We start from the raw sequence: 22,724 nt of genomic DNA, 5'->3' as shown, positions 1-22,724 counted from the left end.
GAATATCTTAATAGGTGCCATGATACTTACTTGTTTGTTCAAACGAGATGCAAGCGCTTCTTTTCATGATAGAGCTTCAAACTGGCGCTAATTTTACTGCCAATCGCGCGCCTTTCTGCTTCTGTCAGGAAGGCCAGGGGGCGCCCTCGGTAGTGGCTATCTTGTAGCGTCTCAACTTCTGCTTTGATGCGCCAGTAGGAACGCTCTGAGCGCTTTTTCAGACCATCCATAAATGACAGGGCGGCTTCATCACCTTTGTACAGAGCACCTACCAGGATGCTATGTCCAAATTGGGTACGGCGAATTTGATCGAAGTCAGGCGATGAGATGGCTACTGCAGTTTCCTTTGGCCTGTATCGCCTGTTTGTCCTGGTTTCCCAAACTGGCAAATGAAGATAGCTGTTGTGCAACCCGCAAATGACCACACGTAGTTGGGCAATATCGGAAAGGGAGTAGTGGTAGTAGTCGCTGCTCCTGGCCAAGACAACCGCGGAACGTTTCTTCTCATTCACTTCTTTGACCTGGCTCGGTAGATCGTTCAAAGGGACTTCATGCTCATAGAAGGTTTTGTATTCCTCCGCGTGTTCGTCTAACAGGTGCTGCAGTTTCTGTGCATCTTCAGGGGAAGGGCACCTGATCACATCGATACTATTGCTGGTTGTGCTGAATGGAACAAGGGCATAGCCAGCATTGATGTGCTGGCTATAGAGGGCTGCCCAGGTTTTCTCTCGAGTATACCGGCTGTATGGACGCTCTGGCATTAAATATCCTCCTCCTCGATGGTGGTATGTGGAGGTGGCAACTGGTTGCCAACGGACATAAACCCTTGTAACGTTCCTAAGAGCTTCTGCCTCTGATCATCATCCATCTCAGGATCAAACAGTGCGCGCATGACGCCCGTACCCAGCCGGTTGAACATATTGGCTTGATCCTGCATGCTCTTCAATGTCTCAATCCGGTTCTTATTCTCAAGGCGCTTCATCTGAAGCTCAGTGTGCAAGCTATCCTGCTCGATGTCAGCCTCTGTATGGGCACGCTGCAATTCCAGGATCCCCTTGTTGATGATCGTCACCTCAGCCGATTTTTGGTGCAGTAACTGTTGCGCCAGCTGTGCCCGCTGTTGCTGCTTTTGTTTGGCCTGCTCACCATCTGTTGGCTTCTCTTCGTGGACGAAGGCCGTATAGAAGTCACTGGCTAGCGTCATGACCGTGCGCACAATAGCAAAGGTAGCGAGCCATACGATGCCGTTCACCCTGGCATTCATAGCGAACAGAAGAAACGCGACCTGGCCAGCTCCAACGCCAAATCCCAGGACAAACCAGGTGATCTTATACCGCTTGAGCTTGGCCTTGTCCAGATCGGAGGGTCCTCCAGGTCGCATTTCTGCCCTATTGCGGATTGTTGCGGCCTTATACGAGACAACCATAAACGTTGCCTCAAGCACAATGACCGTGGCCAGGATCGACATCCCTACCCACCATTCCGGATTGTTAGTATTCTGCCAGATAAAGGCGAAGACCTCTCCGGATGTGCCGAGGAGAAGAACCATCGGGCCGATGACGGACCACAGTTCCGCGACATTCTCCATAAAGCGGTGTGACAGGCTCATGCCGAAATGCACGGTAGACATCGTATTTTCGACATGTTGCATGAGCTGTGCCGGAGAGTAGTTCACCAGATTGAGGCTCTCACCATCGACGTTCTGCAGGCCGGATGTTGATGCGGTATCCAGCGGGCCTGTATTTGGGTCTGGTGGCTGCTGTTGGCTATTCTTTTGTGGCGGGGCGGCAGCAGTCTGTGCCCCTGCGACCTGGCCGGGTTGGCGGCTTTTGAAGGGGATAAATCTATCGAATCTGCCCATCGAATTCACTCCTTGTTTTGCCTCTGAAATTTGCCCGATCTTCTGTGGTTTAATCGTGTAAAAGTCAGGTATTAGTCGTGTAAAAAGGTGCGCGTAACATGCGGCGAAGGTGCCATGACAGTGCCGAGGGGCTGCCACGATTTTTGCGGCTGCAACTTCGCAGAAATTTCGGACAAAAAAACACCGAACATTCGTAAAAGTTGTACCCTGCTCTTACAAAAGTTCGGTGTCGAGGGATGGAATTAGTTAGATGTTTGGCGCTGCCCCTGGGGGCGCTGGCCTTGAGTGGAGGATTGCGCGTCCGTTGCTCCTGCTCTCCCCTGTCCAAGTTTGCGGGAGTTCAGGCGGTTTTCCCGGCTAGCGCGGAACTTGGTCACGTTGTTTGTGCGTGCTGTTCTCTTGGCCGCGGCTGCAGCTTCGATGGCCAGCGCTTTGGTACACGCGTTGCCGATTCTGCCGTAGACGACCGCAGCTTCATTTGATGTGTTGGTATCCTCAATGCGTTTGATCATATCCTCAACGAGTCCCTCGAGATGCTGAACCTCTTCTGGTCGTAGTGCCATAGGTATGTGCTCCTTTTCATTGTAGATCATCGCGTTGATAGGTAAATGGTGGCGGGCAAAAAGTGTTCTTGTTATTTATCTCTAAGAGCACATAAATTATTTTCAATTTTCAAGCACTTTGAAATTTAAATAAATGGTTGAGGCAGATGTAACCCCCAACGCTAGACTGGTTACTTTTACGATAATTATCTAGGCAAGTAAGCCACTTCAAGCTAGTTGATCACCAAAATAGTATTGGGATTTACACCAATAAACCGACGTTATGAATTTAATAGAGGTTTGCTTGATAATATAAAGTGATGCCTTGCCAAGTGACGCAAAATCTTCCTGAAGATATGCATGTCCATAGCGTCCGTTAGTGACAATTTACATCGCGGTCCCTCATTAAATTAGTTATGATTATTTCCGGTTAGGTCCTATGTCCAAGCTTCAGATAATGTTTCGGCCTGTTGAAGCACTAAATCAATGGCATATTGTTCTAGGTCAGGAGGATATTTGTATTTTCGCAAAATACGCTTTACCAGAATTCTCAGCTTTGCTCTGACTGTCTCCCGTACAGACCAGTCAACCGATATATTTTTACGGAGCTGGTCAGTGAGTTCCACAGCAATTTTTCTGAGAATATCGTCTCCTAATTCTCGTACCGCTGCCTGATTTGTTCCCAAGGCATCATAAAATGCCATTTCTTCAGCATTTAACCCTAAATCCTCGCCGCGCTCCGCGGCAGCTTTAAATTCCTCCGCCATTGCAATCAGCTCTTCAAGTACCTGTGTGGTTTCGATGGCGCGATTGCGGTATTTATTCAGGGATTGTTGCAAGAGATCTGTAAATTTTTTGTTTTGCACAATATTGTTTTTAAAGCGGACCTTAATATCGTCTCTGAGCAGCCGCTCCAGAAGCTCAACCGCGAGATTCTTCTGAGGGAGCAGGCGGACATCCTTGAGGAAATCATCTGACAATAGCCCAATATCTGGATTTTTCAACCCCGCCGCTGCAAATATGTCCACCACTCCATCAGCGGCAATGGCTTTGCTGACAATTTGCCTGAGCGCATGTTCCCGTTGTTCATCCTCAATTTTGCTAGATGCTGTGCCGTGTTTGGTAATAGCGGCTTTAATGGCTTGCAGGAAAGCTACTTCCTCCCTGTACGGAATTGCATCTTCATAGGTACTGCACAAGGCAAACGCCTGGCTCACGGCTGTGACACAGTTGGAAAAGCGTTTTTGGCCATCTCTCTGACCCAGGACATGATCTGCCGCGCCTGGCAATAACTCAAAGGCTTCGGTTTCATAATCAGAATAATCAAAGTTGTGCATCATGCCACGTGCTATGCTGAGTTTTTCTTGAAAAACTCCAAAAGCTTGTTCAATAAGTTCTGTCGGATTTCCTTTACCACCACTGGCAGTGTATTCTCTCAGCGCTTCTCGCAGTTCGTTTGCAATGCCGATATAGTCAACCACTAATCCACCAGGCTTATCCTTAAATACGCGGTTTACGCGGGCTATTGCCTGCATTAAGGTATGCCCGCGCATGGGCTTGTCGATATACATCGTATGCAGGCAGGGTGCATCAAATCCGGTAAGCCACATATCCCGCACGATAACGACTTTAAAGGGATCAGTAGGGTCTTTAAACCGTTGTTCCAAATCCTTCTTGACTTGTTTGGAGTACAGATGAGGGCGTAGGATGGCTTTATCACTGGAAGAACCGGTCATGACAATTTTTATCACGCCCTTTTTAGGGTCATCATCGTGCCATTCTGGACGTAGCTCGACGATAGCATTGTATAGATGCGCGCAGATTTCCCGGCTCATAGCAACGATCATTGCTTTTCCGTCAATTACCCTGAGCCTGTTTTCAAAATGCTGTACGATGTCGGCGGCAATCTCCTGTATGCGCGGTTCTGTTCCCACCAGTTTTTCGAGTGCTGCCCAGCGGGATTTAGTTTTGGCTGCTGAGCTTTCCTCCTGGTCTTCCGTCAGCTCCTCGATTTCTTCGTCAATCCGGAGATTCTCATTGCTATTCAGTTCCAGCTTGGCAAGTCGTCCCTCATAGTAGATTTTAACGGTAGCCTGGTCTTTCTCTGCCTGTTCCATATCATAGACATGGATGTCCGGGCCAAATACCGCCCGCGTATCGCGATCCGTTTGTGAAACAGGTGTTCCTGTAAAAGCGATAAAGGTGGCATTAGGCAGAGCGTCGCGCATGTGCTTTGCATACCCATATTCATACTCGCCTTTTTTGTTCAGGCGGGCCTCCAGCCCATATTGCGTGCGGTGCGCTTCGTCGCAGATAACCACTATATTATGCCGCTCGGATAAAATGGGAAAACTATCCTCATCCTCGCCCGGCGTGAATTTCTGAATAGTGGTAAAAATAATCCCGCCCGATGGCCGGTTTTCCAGTAATTCCCGTAAGTTTTTGCGGTCATCAGCCTGCGCTGGCGTTTCACGCAATAAATCCTTAGCCGTGCTGAATGTGCCGAAAAGCTGGCCGTCCAGGTCATTCCTGTCGGTGACGACAACGACAGTCGGGTTCTTCATCTCCGGGTTTGTCATGACCTTGCCAGCATAACAAGCCATAGAGATGCTCTTGCCGGAGCCTTGCGTATGCCATACCACACCAGCCTTGCGATCACCGTCAACCGCAGCAGCGGCAAGCGTTCTGACCATGGCCAATCGGACTGCGTGGAACTGGTGGTACCCGGCTATTTTCTTGATGATGCCATCTTTATCTTCTTCAAAAAGGATATAGTTCCGCAGGTAATCCAGTAGAAATTCCTTATTGAAGACGCCTTTTATTAGCGTTTCCAGTTCTCGCATCGCACCTAACGGGTCAATAGTATGGCCATCAATGGTGCGCCAGGTGGAGAAGCGTTCCTTATCGGCAGTTAGTGACCCCATGCGGGCAGTCACGCCATCGGAGATAATCAGCATCTCATTGGTGTTGAACAGGTCAGGGATATGCTCTTTGTAGGTTTGGAGCTGATCGAATGCTTTCCAGATATCTGCTTCCTCATTTGCCGGATTCTTAAGCTCCAGTACGGCAATTGGCAGCCCGTTTAAGAAAACGATAATGTCCGGTCTGCGGGTATGCTGCGGCCCTCGAATAGAAAATTGGTTTACCACTAGCCAGTCATTGTTTGTCGGTTCGTAAAAATCCACTAGATAAACTTGATCACCCACAGTCTCGTTGTCACGCTGATATTGTACCTTGATACCATCACGTAGCCAGCGGTGGAATTGCCGGTTGATCTGGATCACTGTGGGCAGGTTTGGCGCAAGAATCTGGTGAATAGCATCATCTATGGCAACAGCAGGAATGGTGGGATTGATAATCTGGAGCCGGGTTTTCAGGCGCTCCATAAGGATGGTCTGGCGGTAATTGTCTCGTTCTGGGGCGGTTCCGTCCGGCAGTGGGGCTATGTCTGGGCCGAAGGCTACCTGATAGCCTAGTTCTTCAAACCAGAATAGGGTCACCTCCTCCAATTTATTTTCGTTAATTCCCATGCTCATTTTTGCTTTCTATCTTTTTCTTCAGACAAAATTTCTACTACAAATTCACGGTAATTAACAGGATCAACGGCGTATAAGACTTCGCTTGGTTTATAGAAAGATCCCATAATTTCTATCAGTGGATATGAATCATCAATTAGTTCATCGATCTCTTTATTACGTTGGTATAAATCCACTTTCCTGATTTGCTTGATCCTGGCACTTACTTCTGCTTCAAGGTCAGCTATCTCAAATAGAAATGCAAATATCCAGAACGCTGCTTCCCGCACTTTAGCAAGAATGGGATCAGAAGGAATAAAATCAGGATTTTCATGATAAAAAAGGTTACGTTGGATATGCACATAAATGATGTCCTCTTTGGCTATGGTGCAAATTCCGCTTCTAACCTCCACTTCCTGGAAGAGGAAATCAATTTTGGTGTGATAATCCTTTAAAGCAGTGTCAACCACTGTGCGCTCATACTTCTTATTTCCACGCAGCGTAGGGTGAAGTTTCAAGTAGCAGGCAATCGAAGCTTCAATGGCATTGTCAAAGCTGATGAGCGATAAACGCCGATCAAAATCTTCTGGTAACGTGTAATGTAACTCGCCGTGAACTAGTAGATGAAAAGCAGAGTTCAACCAAAGTGGTATCATGAGACGTCATCCTCCTCTGGAAGATCACTTATGCGCAATTTACCGGAAATCAGGAGCGGCAGCAGTAAATCACGAGCATTTGTTAAGGAAGATACGTTGCGTTCATTTTCTGTAATTCGTTCATATATTGGTTTGGCAATATCATCAAATCTTTGAATTATAGCTTTGCTAGGAACTATAACTTTGATGGGTCTGAAAACAGATTTGCTGATTTCTGCAAAAGTGGTACCCGTAGCTCGGGCCTTAATTTCGTCCAATTTATGATATGCCCAGTTTATTACAAAGTATGGAGAAACATCTTTAATGCATTTTATTGCGATAAATCCCTGATTTATCGAAGTGGGAACTTTTGCTAACGCAATATAACCTACTGGTGCGCGAGAGGAGAGGAGAACCGTATTAATGGGTAATTGACCTGAAGGTATCTGTTTTACTCCAAGCTCAGTAATCTTACGTTCTGTATTGAGTAAAATGGGGGATTTTAATTTGGAGAGGTCTTTAGGAGTAGCCCAGCAGAGATTTCCGTCCTCCCAGTAAGCTGCTTCTTGTGTACTCGGCGTTGAGCCTCCGATTACTTCAACTTCTTTTCCTATTTCGCTTATTGTCCATCCTTCTGGAATAGGTCCAAGTATAGATTTAGTGAAATCCGAAGGAAACAGAGCGGCGGTAGCTTCATCCATACCTTCAGGCTTTTGCCCTTCGGCTTTGGCTTTTACTGGGTCAAAATCCATAAACCATGATTTGAACAGCGCCTGCACTATGCTTTCAAGCGTATTATTCATCTGGCGGTTAAGTTCAATTTTATCGTCGAAGGCGGAGAGAACGTCAGCAATGGCTTTTTGTTCATGATATGGTGGCAAGCGAACGGGAACATCAGAAAGTATCGCTGTGTTCAAGTTCGGCATCGTTGCACCGACTGCATGCTGAACGATCCACTTGCGGATATTTGGCACACCCAAATAATATGATATGAATGTTGAAGAAATTGGCTTTTTGTCACCAAATCTAACTCTTAGGCAGCCAGTTCCACACAGCCATCCTTCCTCAGTCTCACGAATAAGCGCTCGACGTTCAACATCCCCTCGACGACTGTAAACAATATCGCCAGATTTAACTAGATATCGTGATAGTCTTCTTGCATCTGCATCCCTAATCCTAGCTATACCATCAATTATGACTCGATTATCACTAATATTCTGCGGCATTATGGAAGGTACCCCAACCGACACGTAATCAGAAGCATGAAGCTGAGAGCCAAAGGGACCGGTTTGAATGTTGCCACCACTATCTTCACAAATTTTACCAAGCGTTGTTTCTTCCCACTCTGTCATCACTCATATCCCACCTTTTTGAGTTGCTTGCAGATTTCTTCGTTTAGCTTATTACCTTTTAACATTTGCACTTTTAACTGCTGCGTCAAATAGGTCATTTTTTCGGCAAAGGTTGCTTCATCATCCTCGATTTCTTCTGCTCCAACATAGCGCCCTGGGGTGAGGATATAATCGTGGGTTTTCACTTCCTCCTTTTTTGCTGCATACACGAAGCCCGGCTCATTTTGATATCTTTTTGTGGTTTCACTATCCGTTCGCCAGGCATGATAAGCGGTTGCAATTTTGGCAATGTCGGCATCGTCCAGCACACGCGTTACGCGGGTTTCCATGCGCCCCAGTTTGCGGGCATCAATGAACAGAATTTCTCCGCGCCGGTCACGACCATTAGCACGTTTGTCTTTAGTCAAGAACCATAGGCAGGCTGGAATCTGTGTGTTGAAGAAAAGCTGTGGAGGTAAAGCAATCATGCAGTCTATCACGTCCCGCTCGATCATCTCCTTACGGATGGTTCCCTCGCTATTTTGATTGGAAGACATAGAGCCATTTGCCAGAACCACGCCAGCCAAGCCGGAAGGTTTCAGGTGGTATAGGATATGAGACAACCAGGCATAATTCGCATTTCCGGCAGGCGGCATGCCATATTCCCATCGTGCGTCCCCAGCCAACTTTTCATTCCACCAGTCAGAAATATTGAACGGTGGATTTGCCATAATATAGTCCGCCCGCAAGTCCGGGTGCTGATCGCGGGTGAACGTATCGGCAGGCTCTTTTCCAAGGTTGAAGTCCATTCCCCGGATAGCCAGGTTCATTGCGACGAGTCGCCAGGTTGTAGGATTGCCTTCCTGCCCGTAAATGCTGATATCGCCAAACCTGCCGCCATGAGACTCTATGAATTTCTCAGACTGGACAAACATGCCACCGGAGCCGCAGCAAGGATCATATACCTTGCCCCTATGCGGGGCAATGATTTCGACAATCACCCTAACAACAGAGGCAGGAGTATAGAACTGGCCGCCCTTCTTCCCTTCGGCATTAGCAAATTGGCCGAGGAAATATTCATATACCTCGCCAAGTACATCGCGGGCTTTCTCCCCTCCCCCGAAGCCAACTTTTGATATGAGATCAACCAGTTCTCCCAACCTGCCGGGTTCAAGCTCCGTGCGGGCAAAGCGTTTATCCAGGATATTCTTCAAGCGAGGGTTCTCAGTCTCAATGGCAATGAGCGCATCATCTATCAGCTTGCCCAAGTTGGGCTGCTTCGCATTATTCCTTATACTCTCCCATCGTGCGGACTCCGGCACCCAGAATACATTGGCCTCGGTGTAGTAGTCGCGATCTTCCAGTTCACTGTCTATACTATCTTGATCAGGTAGATAATATTCATCATCAGGATCGATAAACTTTTGACGCAACTCTACCTGGCGTTCGGAGAACGTATCGGAAACATATTTGAGGAAAATAAGACCGAGGGCAATATGTTTATACTCGGCAGCGTCCATGTTAGAGCGCAGCTTATCCGCCGCCGCCCACAGCGTCTTTTTCAATTCTTGGCTAACCATTATTTGTCCTAAGAAAGTTATATTTACTTGCTATGAATTTATCAACTGGCAATATAGCAAAAAGAGTGTTCATTACCAATTTTTGCAAATATGTCAGCTCCCTAGCATTATGGATACTTTCTCTACAATTCTACCAGCAATACCGTCATTTGGCTAGCTTTTGTCCTGCATAATGCTCTTTTTGAGCTAAACCTTTCGTAAATTCTTTTGGGATAGCCGCTAATTTTAATTGAAAACTTGATTATGGTACAGAGCATATCCTTTTCTCTCTATTGTCATTTGCTGTTCATAAAAGAATACTTACGCTTTATCTTTTGCCTGCTATGAAATAATGCGAAGGAGAGCGCAGCGAAGACATGAAACCTCGAGATTACTGCTCTCTCCTTTATCGCCACCACAGTCCCTGCTTCTTTCCCCATCCAGCGCAGGCTTCCTCATCATTACTGCCATTACAGATTTTTACCTACCATCGTCTCGGTCTGCTCACCTGCACTCGCCTCCTCCGCAGAAGGGAGTTAATCTGAATTATGCTAAAGATTGGAGAATGCGTGAGACTAAAAGCTGCATAACAGGCGGCGTCACAGCATTCCCCAGTTGCTTGACCTGCTCCCGGCGATTGCCCGTGATCACATACTCAGTGGGAAATGCCATCGCTGCCTGTATTTCTTTGGGAAAGAGCATGCGAAATCCGCAATCTTCAACTGCAATGGAACTGGCCTCTTCACTTGTCACCAGAGCATGACGTTCCAATGTAGTAACTGTGGGCGCGGCCTGTTGTACTGGAGATAGTTGTCCATTGTTGTAGTAGGTCATCAACCAGCTTTGAGCAGGCGGAACGATGATGCTATGATGATTGCCCGCCGCACAGATGGTGGACATCGGTCGTGTAATCTCGCGAGGGCGATATTCAGCAAGATGATCAAGGATAAATGGTGGTGTGACTAGACCATGATGCAATCCGCCGACGCATATTGTTGCCAGGGGTTCAGTCGCACTTCGTGCTGTTGATGTTCCATGCAACTCTGCGATATAGGGCAAGACTACACCGGTTGCGTCATAGGCTGTCTGGGTATGAAATGGCTGTTCCACGACGAGCACCGGCCGGGCTGCAGTATGATTAAGGTTGATTAAGTAGGGGACAACCAAACCCTGCGTTTCTGTTCCCGTTTGGGTTGGAAATGGCTCCTGTATCATATCTCGGAATCGATCTTGAACCCTAGTCATCGGAATGCTAAACGAATGGCCAGCGAACTTCTGCAAACCATCTGCAATCCGTTGCAGCGTCTTCTCACGAAGTGGACGTACCCGATCTCCAATGCGTGGTGCTGGGATTGTCCAATCAATCGCATTCGCAGCTGCATAGTAGTACGGAGTGACCTCGTGAGCGCACTCAGGACAGCGATACACATATTGCTGTTTGTATTTGCCGCGGCGCTTGCTGACATTTTTCCAGGACTGTACCGACGCAACATCTTTCCCGCAATGACCACAGTAGGCAAGTGGGCAGATGCGGAGATCTGGGCGACGATTGCCTTTCTTCCACGCGACGAAGTACATTCGATCCCTGGATTGAGGTGTTGGATGGGCAAACATGCTATTGAAGTAGACCAGTTCAAAGTCATACCCCAGGCTTTTCCAGGCCTGCAGCCATGAGTCGAAGGGGCGCCACAGGTGCGCGTCAACAACATTTTCCAGAATCACGAACTGATAATTGTGATATTCTGCCCAGTCCAGTGGTGTCCACATCGTACAGCGTGAACGCTCTTCTGCTTCATCCTCCAAGGTCGGGCCTTCATCGAAGAGGGATAACTGCTGCTGACCAGTACGCTTTCTTCCCTTGGCCAGCGTATGGCTTGTGCATTCCGGACTCGCCGCTAATCCGGTGGTTGATGGAAATCGGCGAGGATTAGCCTTGTGAAGATCGGTGAGAACATGAGCCGTATTGGGATGATTGCAATTGTGCGTTTCAATTGCCCGTTTCCAGTGATTGATAGCCAGGCGAACATCGATGCCAGCTGCCACTGCGCCGGTGGAAGTCCCACCAGCGCCACAAAACATATCTGTTAAGGTGATATCCTGTGTCATGTTTCTTCTCCTCGCTTCTTAGGCCATCATATCGAATAGTGTCGTTTCCGATTTATGTAGGCACCTGGGATTACGCCAAATGCACTCTTTCCTTGTTGTCTGCTGGACTATTTCTTGCTCCGCGCGACGGTTTTCTGAGGAACAGGTGACGGTAATCGTTTTACATTCCCAGGCAGATAGCGCTTCTCGATAAAGTGGATGGCCATATCCGGAGAGGATAACCATTCCCTGGACGTGACCTATGCGGTCTAAGAGGCGCTCGTGGTCCGCATAGGTCATCTCATGGCTATAACATTGTGCCTTGCGCCGGGTCTCTGCGAGATAGGGCGGGTCGAGGTAAAAGCAGGTTTCAGGGCTGTCATATGCCTGGATAACCTGCTCGAAATCTCGGTGATCGATTTGGACCCTCGAGAGCCTTTTCACAAACTCAGTCAGGTGTGTTGCGTGATTTGACCACTTGAGGGCAGGGTTCGAGTTGGGAACTTTTGACGAACTCCAACCCGTTGATCGAATGGAGCTATTCATGCTTTGCATCACGGCACAGTACCATTGTCGGGCCTTCTCTACTGGATCTTCAGCTTCATTCCAGTGTTTCAGACAGGCGTAATACTCTTCTCGGGCATAGGGTGTGAGCAGTAAAAGTTGCTGCAGGGCTTCAGCCTGCACCGGATTGCGTAGTACTCGGAAGAAGTTGACCACGCCGCTATCAATGTCATTGAAGATCTCTATACGGCTCGGTGATTTGCCGAAGAGGAGCGCGCCGGAACCACCAAAGACCTCACAGTAGACCTGGTGCTTTGGGAGTAGCGATACCAATAGCGGCGTGAGCGCAGCCTTGCCTCCATACCATGCAAAGGGTTTCTTGTCCATATTCATCTCTCATCCTTAAAGCCGCTCCTGGGCGTTGTTAGCGTCAGGAACTGGCTGCGCTTAATCTTTCTTCCAGTAACTCTCTACAAGGACATCCGGTTCAGGAATATGCACGACAGTGAGGAAGTCCCGGCAGGCCTGCACCATCGCATCCTTTAAGATTTTCTCCACCTCTACGATGTTCTGTTCCGGGCACTCCAACACCACTTCGTCATGCACGGCTAGGACAATGTGCGCAGCCTCTGGGAGTCGTTGGTAGAGCAGTGCCAGGGCGCGTTTGATGATATCGGCGTTGAGTCCCTGGATGGGATGGTTCTTGGCTGAGCGCTCCATGGCTCCTCGTGTGGCCTGGTCATCGAGTGGAGTGACGATAAAGGGCCGGCGCCTCCCGGCCAGGGTGACTGCATAGCCCTGTTTCAATGCCTGTTTTGCCGTGGTCCGCAGCCATCTGGCCACATCTGCATAGGTATTGAAGTAGGTGGTCATCAGTTCCTTTGCCACGTCTTCAGATACCCCAACCCTCGCAGCTAATCCCTGGGCGCCCATGCCGTAGGCCAGGCCATAGTTGATGGTCTTCGCGATATCGCGTGCGCATGCCTTGCCTTTGTACAGGTAGCTGCGGGTATCCGTCTCTGGTGGTAGATTGAACATCAGCTTTGCAGTCTCCGCGTGGAGATCTGCGCCTTCTGCGAACAGGCGGAGCAGTTCTCTATCTTGCGCGACTTCTGCCAGAATGCGTAGCTCGATGTTGCTCAGGTCTGCCTTGAGCAACTTATACCCGGCAGGGGCGATGAAGCACCGGCGGATGTTCTCGTCCTCATTCTTCTCGTGGGAAGGGATCTGCTGGAGATTGGGCTTGCTGCAAATGATGCGGCCGGATGCTGCGCCGATCTGGGCGAAGTCCCCGCGCAGGCGCCCATCTGATCCAATCACCGCGAGGATATTTTCGCCGAAGGAGCTATTGAACTTCTGGAGTTTCTTCCACTGCAACAATTTCGCGATCAGTGGAAAACGCGCGGCATAGGGTTCCAGGCTACTCTCACGTGTTGAGATTACGTGAATACCCATTGATGATAGCGCGGCCAGCAGCTGCGTTGAAGAGGCCAGATTGATAGTCGGCTCTCCCTGGGGCATACGTGAGGGTCTGGGTGGTGCTTTATGATTGGCTTTCCAGGACGCAAGACCTTCCTTTCGGAACGCGGGCCAGCTAGATGGCGTCCGTTCAGATTGGTACGTATGCATCAAGTGTTGCTCTTCAGCTTGGAGCGCTCGCTGGTACGTATCATATGCCTTTTGTAGTGCTTTCCCTAGCGTGGTGGCGATTTCTTGCTCTAGAAGGTGTTGGCGTTCAGCTTTCTTCTGGAGCATCGACCGCCAGAGCGCTTGATCGATAAGGACGCCTCGTAATTCCATCGCCGCCAGTGCTGGAAGGGCTTGATTTTCCACCTGTACAATCTGTGCGAGGTCAAGCTCGCGGATGCGTTGCTGTTGGCGCTCGTAGATATGGTACGGGACTTCAATGTCCTGGATCATGTATGCCAGTTGTTGCGCTGGGAATGGGGAAGACCATTCTGGCCGCATATGGAGCTGAGGAAACCAGGCTCGTTGCTCTTTTTCTACCAGGATCTGGTAGCGTGCGGCTGTCTGTTGAAGGCTGACAGAGAACTCCCTATCGCTGAGTCCGGCGCCATGAATAAGCTGCTCGACCAGCATCGTGTCGTAGACCTGGGGGAGATGGATAGTGAAGTGGGCAGAGAGGAATTTCCAATCAAATTTCAGATTGTGCCCGATCCACGTCACTGCAGGCTTTTGGAATACATTCTGTAGCGCTCTCCTCCATTCCTTCCGGCGTTCCGGCGATAGATTGTAATACGGGCGCATATCGAGGATATAGACCCGGCCAGGAATCCCTATCATGATCGAGACCACGCGATCATGTAGGGCATTGAGTCCTGTCGTCTCCAGATCCAGCGCGACCGGGCCGGTAACCTGGCCGAGTGCTTCCGCGATTTCACAACACACATCATGAAGGAAAAAAGCTTCCTGGGTCACCAGCTGGAGGGCAGGGGAGGCTGCGCACTGTGCCAGTGATTTCTCCCGTCGGTGCTTTTCGCAATAGGGGATGCCTTGATCGCTATAGTATGTGAGTGGTTCGGGGCATTGTACGCATTGTTCGATCTTAGCATCTTCTGGCTTCTCTTGTTCTTCCAATGGCTGATCTCCATCGGAAGAGAGCAGGTGAAGCAGGTCAGTTTTTTGCGCGAGTACCTGGGCTTGCAGTTCTGGTGTGAATGCACCTTTTGCCGCATGGACGTGGAGTTTCTCACCGTTCAGGCTCAGGTAGACATCGTGTTTCTGCAGATCTTCGAGAAGTTCAATTGGGGTCATAGGTCAAAGTCCTCCCATTCCTTCCCATTTGCGGGGGGTTGCATACCAATTTGTGGTTTTTGAGGTTTTTTTTTCCCGTCTTCCGATGTGGCGATTTCTATAGAGTCGCTTGTAGAGCCATTCTCCGATTTTTGCACTGTTTCGTTTTCGGCGATTTGCGGGGGGTGCGGGGGGTGTGTCCCATCAGATCCACTCCCATTTTTCCTTTTTTCAGATTCTCCACGTAGAGAATCTGGTGTTTCACAATTTTCGCCTGGACTTGGTAGGGAACTACCCCCCGCACCCCCCGCAAATACCCTCCAAAGACTCTTTTTATGGTGGGTATCTAGCATCTTTTCAAGACAGAGATTCTCGTCTCCAAAGCAGGCATCAATGCGCTTGTCAAGCGCTTTCCCGAGGCGTACACTGAATGTCGCGGGCTTCTCTTTGAGGGCGACCTGCAGGGTATCTGGGAGGACTTCACCCAGCGAATTTTGCGTGTTTTCACTCACACCCCCCGCAACATCACTCACACCCCCCGCAGTGCCGGCGGATTGTTGAATTGCCTTGATGATGGTAGAGAGCGGAACCCACTCTTCCCCCACCTCACAGCGCCATGCCTGGAGGAACGCTTCCCACTGGCGGCCGTCCTCGTCGGCTTGTTCATCCAGTTCATCCATATTAGTCAGGAAGCCTTGGACGCCCGCGTATTCCAGAATGCCGCCGATGGTTTCGACCCAGCCGGTGAACGTGCCCATCGAGGGGAGGTGCTCGTAGCGGGGTTGACCAGCTGCATACCAGGCGCGTGCTAGCGTGAGTAGTGCTTTGACCAGTTCCACGCGATGTTCCTTAACCCACCCGGCTAGGTCCTTATGCGTGAAATTTTTGCGCTTATGGGGTTTGGAGCTTCTCGCGTTCATGCGTATGCGGTAGCACCGGCGGGTCAGATCTCCTCCGAGCCGAATGTTGTTGCCGGTGGCGATCCACGTGGCTCGTTGGGGCACACGCGCCATTTTGGATACACCCAGGATGCGCCCCTTCCACCAGTCGGCTGTCAGAACTGCATCCAGGTGTTTGGACTGGAGACGCTCTACGATGTTATCAATGGTGATCACTGTCGCGCCCTCTATCAGGAGCGCAGTGATGGACTTTTGCAATTCATCCGGGTTCTCCGACATGGTGAGAACTGAGGAGCTCGAACCGGTTGCAATAATAGAGGCAACATCACTCAACAATCCCTTCCCAGTTCCTCTCTTTGGGGCATCCAGAAGCGCCAGGGGGATATGCCGCTGAATGGCGGGACGTGCAATGGGCGTGAGCAATAACCCGAGCGCATTGGCCTTATCGGCCTCGCTTGCATAGGCAAACTCTCCAATGGCATCCCAGATGCAGGCCAGGGCAGCTTCGCGTTCTTCTCGCGTGGGACTCATCGGGACTGTTATTTTTGGCATGTCCTTTGAAGGGGCATAGTAGAGGCGTGTTGTCCGATCATACCCTGGTTTGTCGAGGATACTGCCGTCCGGCCGAATAACGGGCACTTCGACGATCGCCATGAGCGCTGGGAATGGTAAGTGAGGCTTCCGTATTTGCCGCGCGAGAATCTGCTCGGCGATTTCTTTTGGTGGTGGACACGGCGCCTTGGTATACAGTTCTTCGGCCCCGGCAACCTTTTTGAGCCGGTAGAAATTCGCGGCATGGGTGAGCACTTCTCTGACCTCGGGAATTCCCATTTGACCGATAATTGGTCGATGGTCTTCATCATGACCGACACTCACCAGTCGCGCCGCCTGCAAAAAGAGGCTTGGCGCGCGCTTTTCTTGCTGCTGAATGGCCGCAAGGGCCTGATTGGTCATATCGCGCAACTGATCTTCGCCGATGATAATCTCGGGGAGTGAATCCGGAGAGGGCGCAGATCCTGTCACGCTCCTAGGTGGAAGTGGGGGGCTTGCGCTGCCATTTGCGTTGGCAGCCAATGGATAGAGGCGGCGCAGATCCTGCCATGTTTTCTCACGGCAACTATTGTGCTGGCACCCCGCGGCGATAGCGCCGTTCTCAAATTGGACGATATAGGCGCTTCGGTCGGTGTGATCCGCATTCCATGGGCAAACGTTGAAGATCCAGCGCATGCCGTTATTCCATGGCTTGGGTCCCTGGACATCCAGGTGATTGGCAGCTATCCAGGCGGCCAGGTCAAAGGCAGGAGGCGTTCCCCGCCGAGAAATCTGGCGTCGTGGCTCCGCCTTTGGCGGAATCGGTTGGCGAGCAATCGCCTCAAGCAAATCCTGAGATACCGGGTGTATTTCTTCTGGAACGGCGAGCAAGCGCGCCATACGATGGGGTCGCTCATGCGTATCATCGCCCTTACAGGCCAGGGTCCCATACAGCTTGCTGATACGCGAAGGGTTGAAGACCGTTTGATCGATGTGAACACCTTCGCTATCAAATGCGTCTGCCAGCCCTCCGAGAACGCGCTGCACCAGATCTTTCCTGGCCACACCCAGATCGATGCGGTAGAGTAAATGGGCTCCATTGCCGCTATCAGCCACAATAGGTGCAGGCCATCCCATGGCGTGCAGCCTTTGCTGGATAGACTCTGCATGTGCGATCGCGGCTTCATGTTCTTGATCCGAAGCGGAGATATCCGCGGGGCGATCGGGATCGGCATCGATGAGCAGCCATCGATAGGCTAGAACATGGCTGTCTGAGGTGCTGCTCTTGTTCATACGCATCTCATCCGCAGAGCGCAGGCGATTCTGTGCCCGTGCCAGGAGCTCGGGAATGCAGGGCTGAAGTGTGACATACACCCCTTTGGCAGATGTCAGCGTCTTGAGCGCTTCAATCATCGCTTGCTGATCATTGAAGTACCCGCTGGCCTGGTAGGGATAGCGTGATGCGCGTGTCGTAGCATTCAAGATGCGAAGCTCTGCCACGTGCCCCGGAGCTAACAAGACCTGAAGGGCCCGTAACACCTCAGTCGTATCGATCAAGCGTTTCTCATACGTGATCATACTTATCTCCTCCCTATCAGCGTTTGAATGGCTTTCTGTGCGCGTCTGGCTTTTTTCTCGGCGCGTAGTTTCTCCGCATCATCCTTTGCTTTTCCGATCAGATCAGATGCTTCTCCGGCGGTCATATGTGGCGTTACGGGGATCTTGTATTTGTTGAGCAGGTAGCGTTGTTTGTCGGAGACGGACCTTGCGCGCCAAGGGTGGTTGTTGTCAACAAGCACGGCCTTATTGGCACCGGCTTGCAGCACTTTTGCCTTCATTTCGGCGTGTTGCTGGGCCCATTCCAGAGGGGACTCCTTCAGCCACTGTTGCTTCTGGTAGCTGGGGGCCAGCTGGGCCCAGACGGAATAGTAGCCGTCCTTGTCGTCCGAGGGCACCAGGTACACCTTGTGTTTGTGTTCCCCGATTTCGAGCACATAGGCGCCGGTCCTCTGGCGTTTCCAGTCCATTCGGGCCAGCATGTTGAGGGCGAGATCCTGCGTTCGGCGTGAGACCTTCGTCATGCGCTCCTCGCGCTCTTCGCGTTCCTGGAGCTCTCGCTTCTTCGTCTCGGTGATGCTCTCGCCGTTCAAGAGAGTCATGTCTAGAGCTTTGCTCAAGGTCAGGGGCTGGATCCGGTGTTTGAGGCAATTATCGGTGATGTCGAGGATAATCGCGTCTTTCTTCCCCGGAGCCAGTCGTGTCCCGCGACCAACACACTGGGTAAACAGTGCCCTTGATTTGGTGGGGCGGGCCATGATGATACAAGAGGTCTGGGGAGCGTCGAATCCCTCGGTGAGTACGCCGCAATTGCACAGCACTTCTACAGAGCCCCGCTCATACTCGTGCAGAATCCGCTTGCGCGCCTCGGATGGCGTTTCCCCGCTGACCACTTCGGAGCGGACGCCCATCTCGGTGAAGGTTTCCGCTAGGTGGGCCGCGTGCTCAATGGTGACCGCGAAGCAGATCCCTTGTCGTCCCTGGCAGTGCTTCTTATAGGCAAGGACAATGGCCCTGTTGCGCTCGGAGGTGTCAACTGCGACCTCGAGCTCATCTAGCTTGAAATCTCCCGCCTGGGTATGGACGTCATCCAGTGAGGTGGTGGTCGGGATAGCTATGGCCCTCAGATCGCAGAGGAACCCCTGCTCAACCATATCGATGATTGATGCGGAGAATACCGGCTCTCCGAAAATGGCTTCGATACTTTGCTTATCCAATCTATCGGGTGTTGCGGTGACCCCCAGAACAAAAGTATCTGGCAGCGCGTCGAGTACCGCCTGGTAACCGCCAGCTGAGCTGTGATGACACTCGTCGATGATGACCAACCCATACCCGAACAGCTTGAGGTTCCGGAGGTGTTCGGGGCGGCTAATCGTCTGAATAGAGGCGACGGTGATGGGTGCCCCATATTCGTGGCGCCCTGCCCCTACCTGCCCGATGATCGCGGTGGGATCCACCAGGCGGAACTTATCTGCGGCCTGCTGTAGCAACTCTTGCCGGTGTGCGATGATGAGCGTGTTGAGGCCGAGCCGCCGCGCTATCTCGGTAAAAACGATCGTTTTCCCGCCTCCGGTGGGCAAAACTACGAGCGCTTTCCCTCCCTGCGGCTGCAGGTTGTAGGAGGCAATAACCCGATCTATACACGTTTCCTGGTACGGACGCAGTGTGATCGTAGAGGGTGTTAGTATCACTTGGCACCTCCGATCGCACAGGGCTCGGAGGTTGCTGGGGCCAGGAGCGTACGTAATGCGTTCAGAGCACACTTATTATGGTAGTGAGCATTGGCTGGCCGCGGTGATTTAGGTGAGAGCATGCGGCTGATCTCGTTGAGAGGGGTAGGAGCATCGCTCAAGCCATAATAGCGCCGGACGACAAGTTTCTGTTTTTCGGGGAGCGCCTCAATAGCGCTGTAGAGGGAAGCATATTCCTCTTCTAGCGGCTTGGAAGTTTCTAAGCGCACTTCTACAGAGAGTGTATCAGCAAAAGGCGTCTCTGTTTCCCGTTGCACTGGTACATCCAGGCTTAGAATAGAAAGAGGTTTCTGGTAACTATGCCAGGTCTTGATGAGGTCAGATCTCCCGTTGACATAGTACTCGATCATCGCCCTTTTCGCGACTTTCACCAGATACCTATAGGGATCTTCTTTGGTCAGAGCATTTTGCAGAGCTTCGAGGACAGCGACGTTCGCTTCCTGTACCAGATCATCGCATTCGACATGATGGCTATTGTGAAGGTTATTATAGATGTGCTTGGTTGCCATCGCTTTGATGCAGGGTTGAAGAGAAAGGATAATTTCATCTCTTACAGGCTCCCCAGCTTGTGCGCGTGCAACCAGAGCTTGTTGTTGTACCCGTGTAGGGCTGACATTTGTTTTCCAGGCCATAGCATCTTGCTCCTCATGGCGCTTGACGTCAAGCCTCCAACACGGGATACTATGGAGGAGGACTTGACTGTCGGGACGAAAGCACGTTTACGAGAAAAGTTTCTCAATCGGGCTTGGTATGTGGCGCATGCCAAGCCTTTCTGCTTGCTAGCGGTGTGTGCGCATGTAGTATTCCTCATCGCTTATATCAAGAGGGCGGCTCGCTGGATAAGGCCGAGGAATAAATGCCGCCTTTGGGATATGTTGGCCGTGATCCGTATTGGTCAAGATATGGCTATAGTGACCTCTCACTAAGGCTGAAGCCAGGTAAATTCCGAGAATCAATCCAGCGATTAACCCCAGCAATCCTGAAACCGCAATCCAGGGCAACATCTGAGTTAGCATAGCTCTTTCTCCTTTCAAAATATAACTTTACGGCCGTTATTTGTCTTTCTTTGCCCTTCTTTGATCATTTTTGCTTGCGCTGATCGAAGTATACGGCCGTATCTTCTCCAATGTCAATGCTTTTTTAGCGGATTTTAGCAAAGATGAACGATTACAGCTAAACAAATTGATTTCTTTGCAACTATATGCTAGTATCTAGCCAATACAATATACAGAAAAGGGAGGATTTTATGACCACATTTGAAGACCTACGAACCAATGCTGGATTGACTATCACTCAATTATCGAAAGAAGCGGACATATCCCGTGCAACGATCGAAAAGATTGAGAAAGGAAAGCCTGTCAGAGCGGCATTGGCTGCGCGTGCCTGTATCGCGTTGAGCAAACATCTTGATCGATCTGTAACTTTTCAAGAGCTCGGTATTCAAACCGTTCGGTAGACTCTGTTGTACGATTGAGGAACGGTTTGCCATGTTACTTAACGCGGTTTTGGTATTTATGTGCCTATATGCTTTGTTCACGTTGAAACCTTCCTATTTAATGATGTATGCTAAAGACGCGGCTGTCTTAACGCTAATAATACTTCACACAGAAAAAGAGGAGAATGTCGTAAAGCGGACGTTATACTCACGTTTATAGTGTCGTTACCACCTGTCATTTACCTGTCGTTTGTGCTGTAATGCTCCATTTTAAAGATGTTTTTTGCTTGACCCTACTGTCGTAGAACCTTAGAATTCATTTAAGGGGCTGAGATGAACCAGAAGCTACGCAATGCCAGGAAGCAACGGTTATGGTCACAGGCTTTCGCTGCAGATAAGGCTGAAGTAAGTGAACGCACCTATATGCGCTGGGAGCTAGGTACACAAACACCCAGAGGGTATAATCTGAGTTTACTGTGTCAGGCTTTTGGAATGTCTCCTCGGGATCTGGGATATACGGATGACGGACATTTGCTAGATACAATTGGAGATGCAACCGCATCGAAAAGTGTTCCGGCGCAGCCTTCAATCTACGAGTTGCAGGAAAGTCAAAGCCCATCAATCATAGTGTTAACGAGGGAGCAAGCATCATATCTCTCTTCCATACTAATAGGAGAGGACAAAATGGCGCACTTTGACGAGTCACGGCGGAACGCACTAAAGCAGTTGCTGGGCGTATCAGGATTAACACTGGCAATGCCTATGAACGAACTGATAAACCCTGAACCGTGGGACCGGCTTAGCAGAGGACTTACCAAGCCAACAAACATTAATGAGGAAACTTTAGCACATTTTTCAAAGCTAGTAGATACTTGCTGGGGACTGAATAATGCGAGCCAGCCCGAGACCGTACAGGAGATTCTGCCGACCTTCCTGCCGAGGGTAGAGACCCTGGCCCAAACCTATTCAAAAAACCAGAAAATGGCCGCAGCGATTGCCTCGCAGGGATACATACTTGCGGCCGAGGTGGACAAGGGCAACGTTCCTGCCCTAGAGAGGTACTGTGATTTAGCAGTGCAGTATAGTCAGCTTACAGGTGACTATAGTATCCAGGTGGCTGCCCTTAAGCAGATGGCAACGATCGCTCTCGTCGCCAAGAAGACCGATAAGGCCCTGCAGACATATCAGAGAGCGCTCCCTCTTACACGTTATGTGTCGCCTCTGCTACGCGCCAGAATATATATGGGATTGGCCAGCGCCTACGCGCGATGTGGAAACCAGCAAGATGCGCTGAGGTATAGAGGCCGCGCACACGAAGTGTTCCCCTCGCAGCCGGAAGAAGACCCAAGTTTCCTGTATACGGTTTGTAATGAAGCAGTCCTCCATCTGTATGATGGGCTGACATACATGGACTTAGACCAGCCTCAACAGGCCTGGGACGCGCTGGCACAAGTAGATGGACTTAATCCCAAGTTCCCTGTTGCAGAAAGTTGGCGTATTGAGATCATCAATCTGCAAGGAAGTGCGGCGGCTGAATTGGGAAATCTTGAGATGAGTTGCGCATATGTCGAAGCTGGGGCTAACGCTGCCGCTGAACAGGGGTATGAAATTTGGCAAAGCGAGTCTGCGGATGTCTTTAAGCAGATCCAGCTGCGCTGGCCCAGCGAAACCCGTGTCCAGAATCTGGAGGGTTTGTTTCAACAGGGCAGTTGAGGCTTGAGGAGTAAGCTTGGTTTATCATCTTGTTCATTGTCACTTCCTAGCG

16 protein-coding genes are annotated in these 22,724 nt (G+C 50.4%); 2 read left to right on the top strand and 14 right to left on the bottom strand.

Annotation, left to right across the window (positions count from 1 at the left end; translation table 11 throughout):
* Positions 1-38: 38 nt before the first annotated feature.
* From JMI88_RS04970 to JMI88_RS04905, 14 genes are all read right to left on the bottom strand, one after another.
* Complete coding sequence (locus JMI88_RS04970) at positions 39-761, bottom strand: hypothetical protein (RefSeq protein WP_201360627.1); 723 nt, start codon at positions 759-761, stop codon at positions 39-41.
* On the bottom strand, positions 761-1,861 hold the full coding sequence (locus tag JMI88_RS04965; RefSeq protein ID WP_201360626.1) for a hypothetical protein: 1,101 nt from the start codon (positions 1,859-1,861) through the stop codon (positions 761-763). Before JMI88_RS04965 ends, JMI88_RS04970 begins: the two co-directional genes overlap by 1 nt.
* A gap of 242 nt (positions 1,862-2,103) precedes the next feature.
* Positions 2,104-2,424, bottom strand: a complete 321-nt coding sequence (locus JMI88_RS04960) for a hypothetical protein (protein WP_201360625.1) — start codon at positions 2,422-2,424, stop codon at positions 2,104-2,106.
* Positions 2,425-2,840: 416 nt separating this feature from the next.
* Entirely contained in the window at positions 2,841-5,939 is a 3,099-nt protein-coding gene (locus tag JMI88_RS04955) for a type I restriction endonuclease subunit R (protein WP_373323753.1), read from the bottom strand.
* Entirely contained in the window at positions 5,936-6,574 is a 639-nt protein-coding gene (locus tag JMI88_RS04950) for a hypothetical protein (protein WP_201360623.1), read from the bottom strand. Before JMI88_RS04950 ends, JMI88_RS04955 begins: the two co-directional genes overlap by 4 nt.
* Complete coding sequence (locus JMI88_RS04945) at positions 6,571-7,905, bottom strand: restriction endonuclease subunit S (RefSeq protein WP_201360622.1); 1,335 nt, start codon at positions 7,903-7,905, stop codon at positions 6,571-6,573. Before JMI88_RS04945 ends, JMI88_RS04950 begins: the two co-directional genes overlap by 4 nt.
* On the bottom strand, positions 7,905-9,464 hold the full coding sequence (locus JMI88_RS04940; protein WP_201360621.1) for a class I SAM-dependent DNA methyltransferase: 1,560 nt from the start codon (positions 9,462-9,464) through the stop codon (positions 7,905-7,907). Before JMI88_RS04940 ends, JMI88_RS04945 begins: the two co-directional genes overlap by 1 nt.
* A gap of 525 nt (positions 9,465-9,989) precedes the next feature.
* The gene (locus JMI88_RS04935; RefSeq protein WP_201360620.1) at positions 9,990-11,549 is read right to left on the bottom strand and encodes a DNA cytosine methyltransferase; all 1,560 of its coding nucleotides are present in this window, start codon (positions 11,547-11,549) and stop codon (positions 9,990-9,992) included.
* A gap of 18 nt (positions 11,550-11,567) precedes the next feature.
* Positions 11,568-12,419 (bottom strand): DNA adenine methylase, encoded by an 852-nt coding sequence (locus JMI88_RS04930; RefSeq protein ID WP_201360619.1) that lies wholly within the window; start codon positions 12,417-12,419, stop codon positions 11,568-11,570.
* Positions 12,420-12,479: 60 nt separating this feature from the next.
* The gene (locus tag JMI88_RS04925) at positions 12,480-14,807 is read right to left on the bottom strand and encodes a DNA polymerase (protein WP_201360618.1); all 2,328 of its coding nucleotides are present in this window, start codon (positions 14,805-14,807) and stop codon (positions 12,480-12,482) included.
* Complete coding sequence (locus JMI88_RS04920; RefSeq protein WP_201360617.1) at positions 14,804-17,794, bottom strand: hypothetical protein; 2,991 nt, start codon at positions 17,792-17,794, stop codon at positions 14,804-14,806. The genes JMI88_RS04925 and JMI88_RS04920 overlap by 4 nt, the downstream gene beginning before the upstream one ends.
* 2 nt (positions 17,795-17,796) lie before the next feature.
* The gene (locus JMI88_RS04915) at positions 17,797-19,464 is read right to left on the bottom strand and encodes a DEAD/DEAH box helicase (protein ID WP_236022815.1); all 1,668 of its coding nucleotides are present in this window, start codon (positions 19,462-19,464) and stop codon (positions 17,797-17,799) included.
* The gene (locus JMI88_RS04910) at positions 19,461-20,156 is read right to left on the bottom strand and encodes a sigma-70 family RNA polymerase sigma factor (protein ID WP_201360615.1); all 696 of its coding nucleotides are present in this window, start codon (positions 20,154-20,156) and stop codon (positions 19,461-19,463) included. The genes JMI88_RS04915 and JMI88_RS04910 overlap by 4 nt, the downstream gene beginning before the upstream one ends.
* A gap of 147 nt (positions 20,157-20,303) precedes the next feature.
* Complete coding sequence (locus tag JMI88_RS04905) at positions 20,304-20,540, bottom strand: hypothetical protein (RefSeq protein WP_201360614.1); 237 nt, start codon at positions 20,538-20,540, stop codon at positions 20,304-20,306.
* 230 nt (positions 20,541-20,770) lie between these two features.
* Between JMI88_RS04905 and JMI88_RS04900 the strand changes: the two genes are divergently transcribed.
* Together JMI88_RS04900 and JMI88_RS04895 are read left to right on the top strand one after the other, a co-directional pair.
* Positions 20,771-20,980 carry a helix-turn-helix domain-containing protein gene (locus JMI88_RS04900; RefSeq protein WP_201360613.1) on the top strand — a complete coding sequence of 70 codons (210 nt, stop codon included), beginning with the start codon at positions 20,771-20,773 and terminating at the stop codon, positions 20,978-20,980.
* Positions 20,981-21,292: 312 nt separating this feature from the next.
* Positions 21,293-22,672: a helix-turn-helix transcriptional regulator gene (locus tag JMI88_RS04895; RefSeq protein WP_201360612.1), complete on the top strand. Its 1,380-nt coding sequence runs from the start codon at positions 21,293-21,295 to the stop codon at positions 22,670-22,672.
* Positions 22,673-22,724: the final 52 nt, after the last annotated feature.

It is taken from the genome of Dictyobacter formicarum (assembly GCF_016587435.1).
The sequence above is the reverse complement of the archived record's forward strand: the minus strand, read 5'-3'. Positions and strand labels throughout refer to the sequence as shown.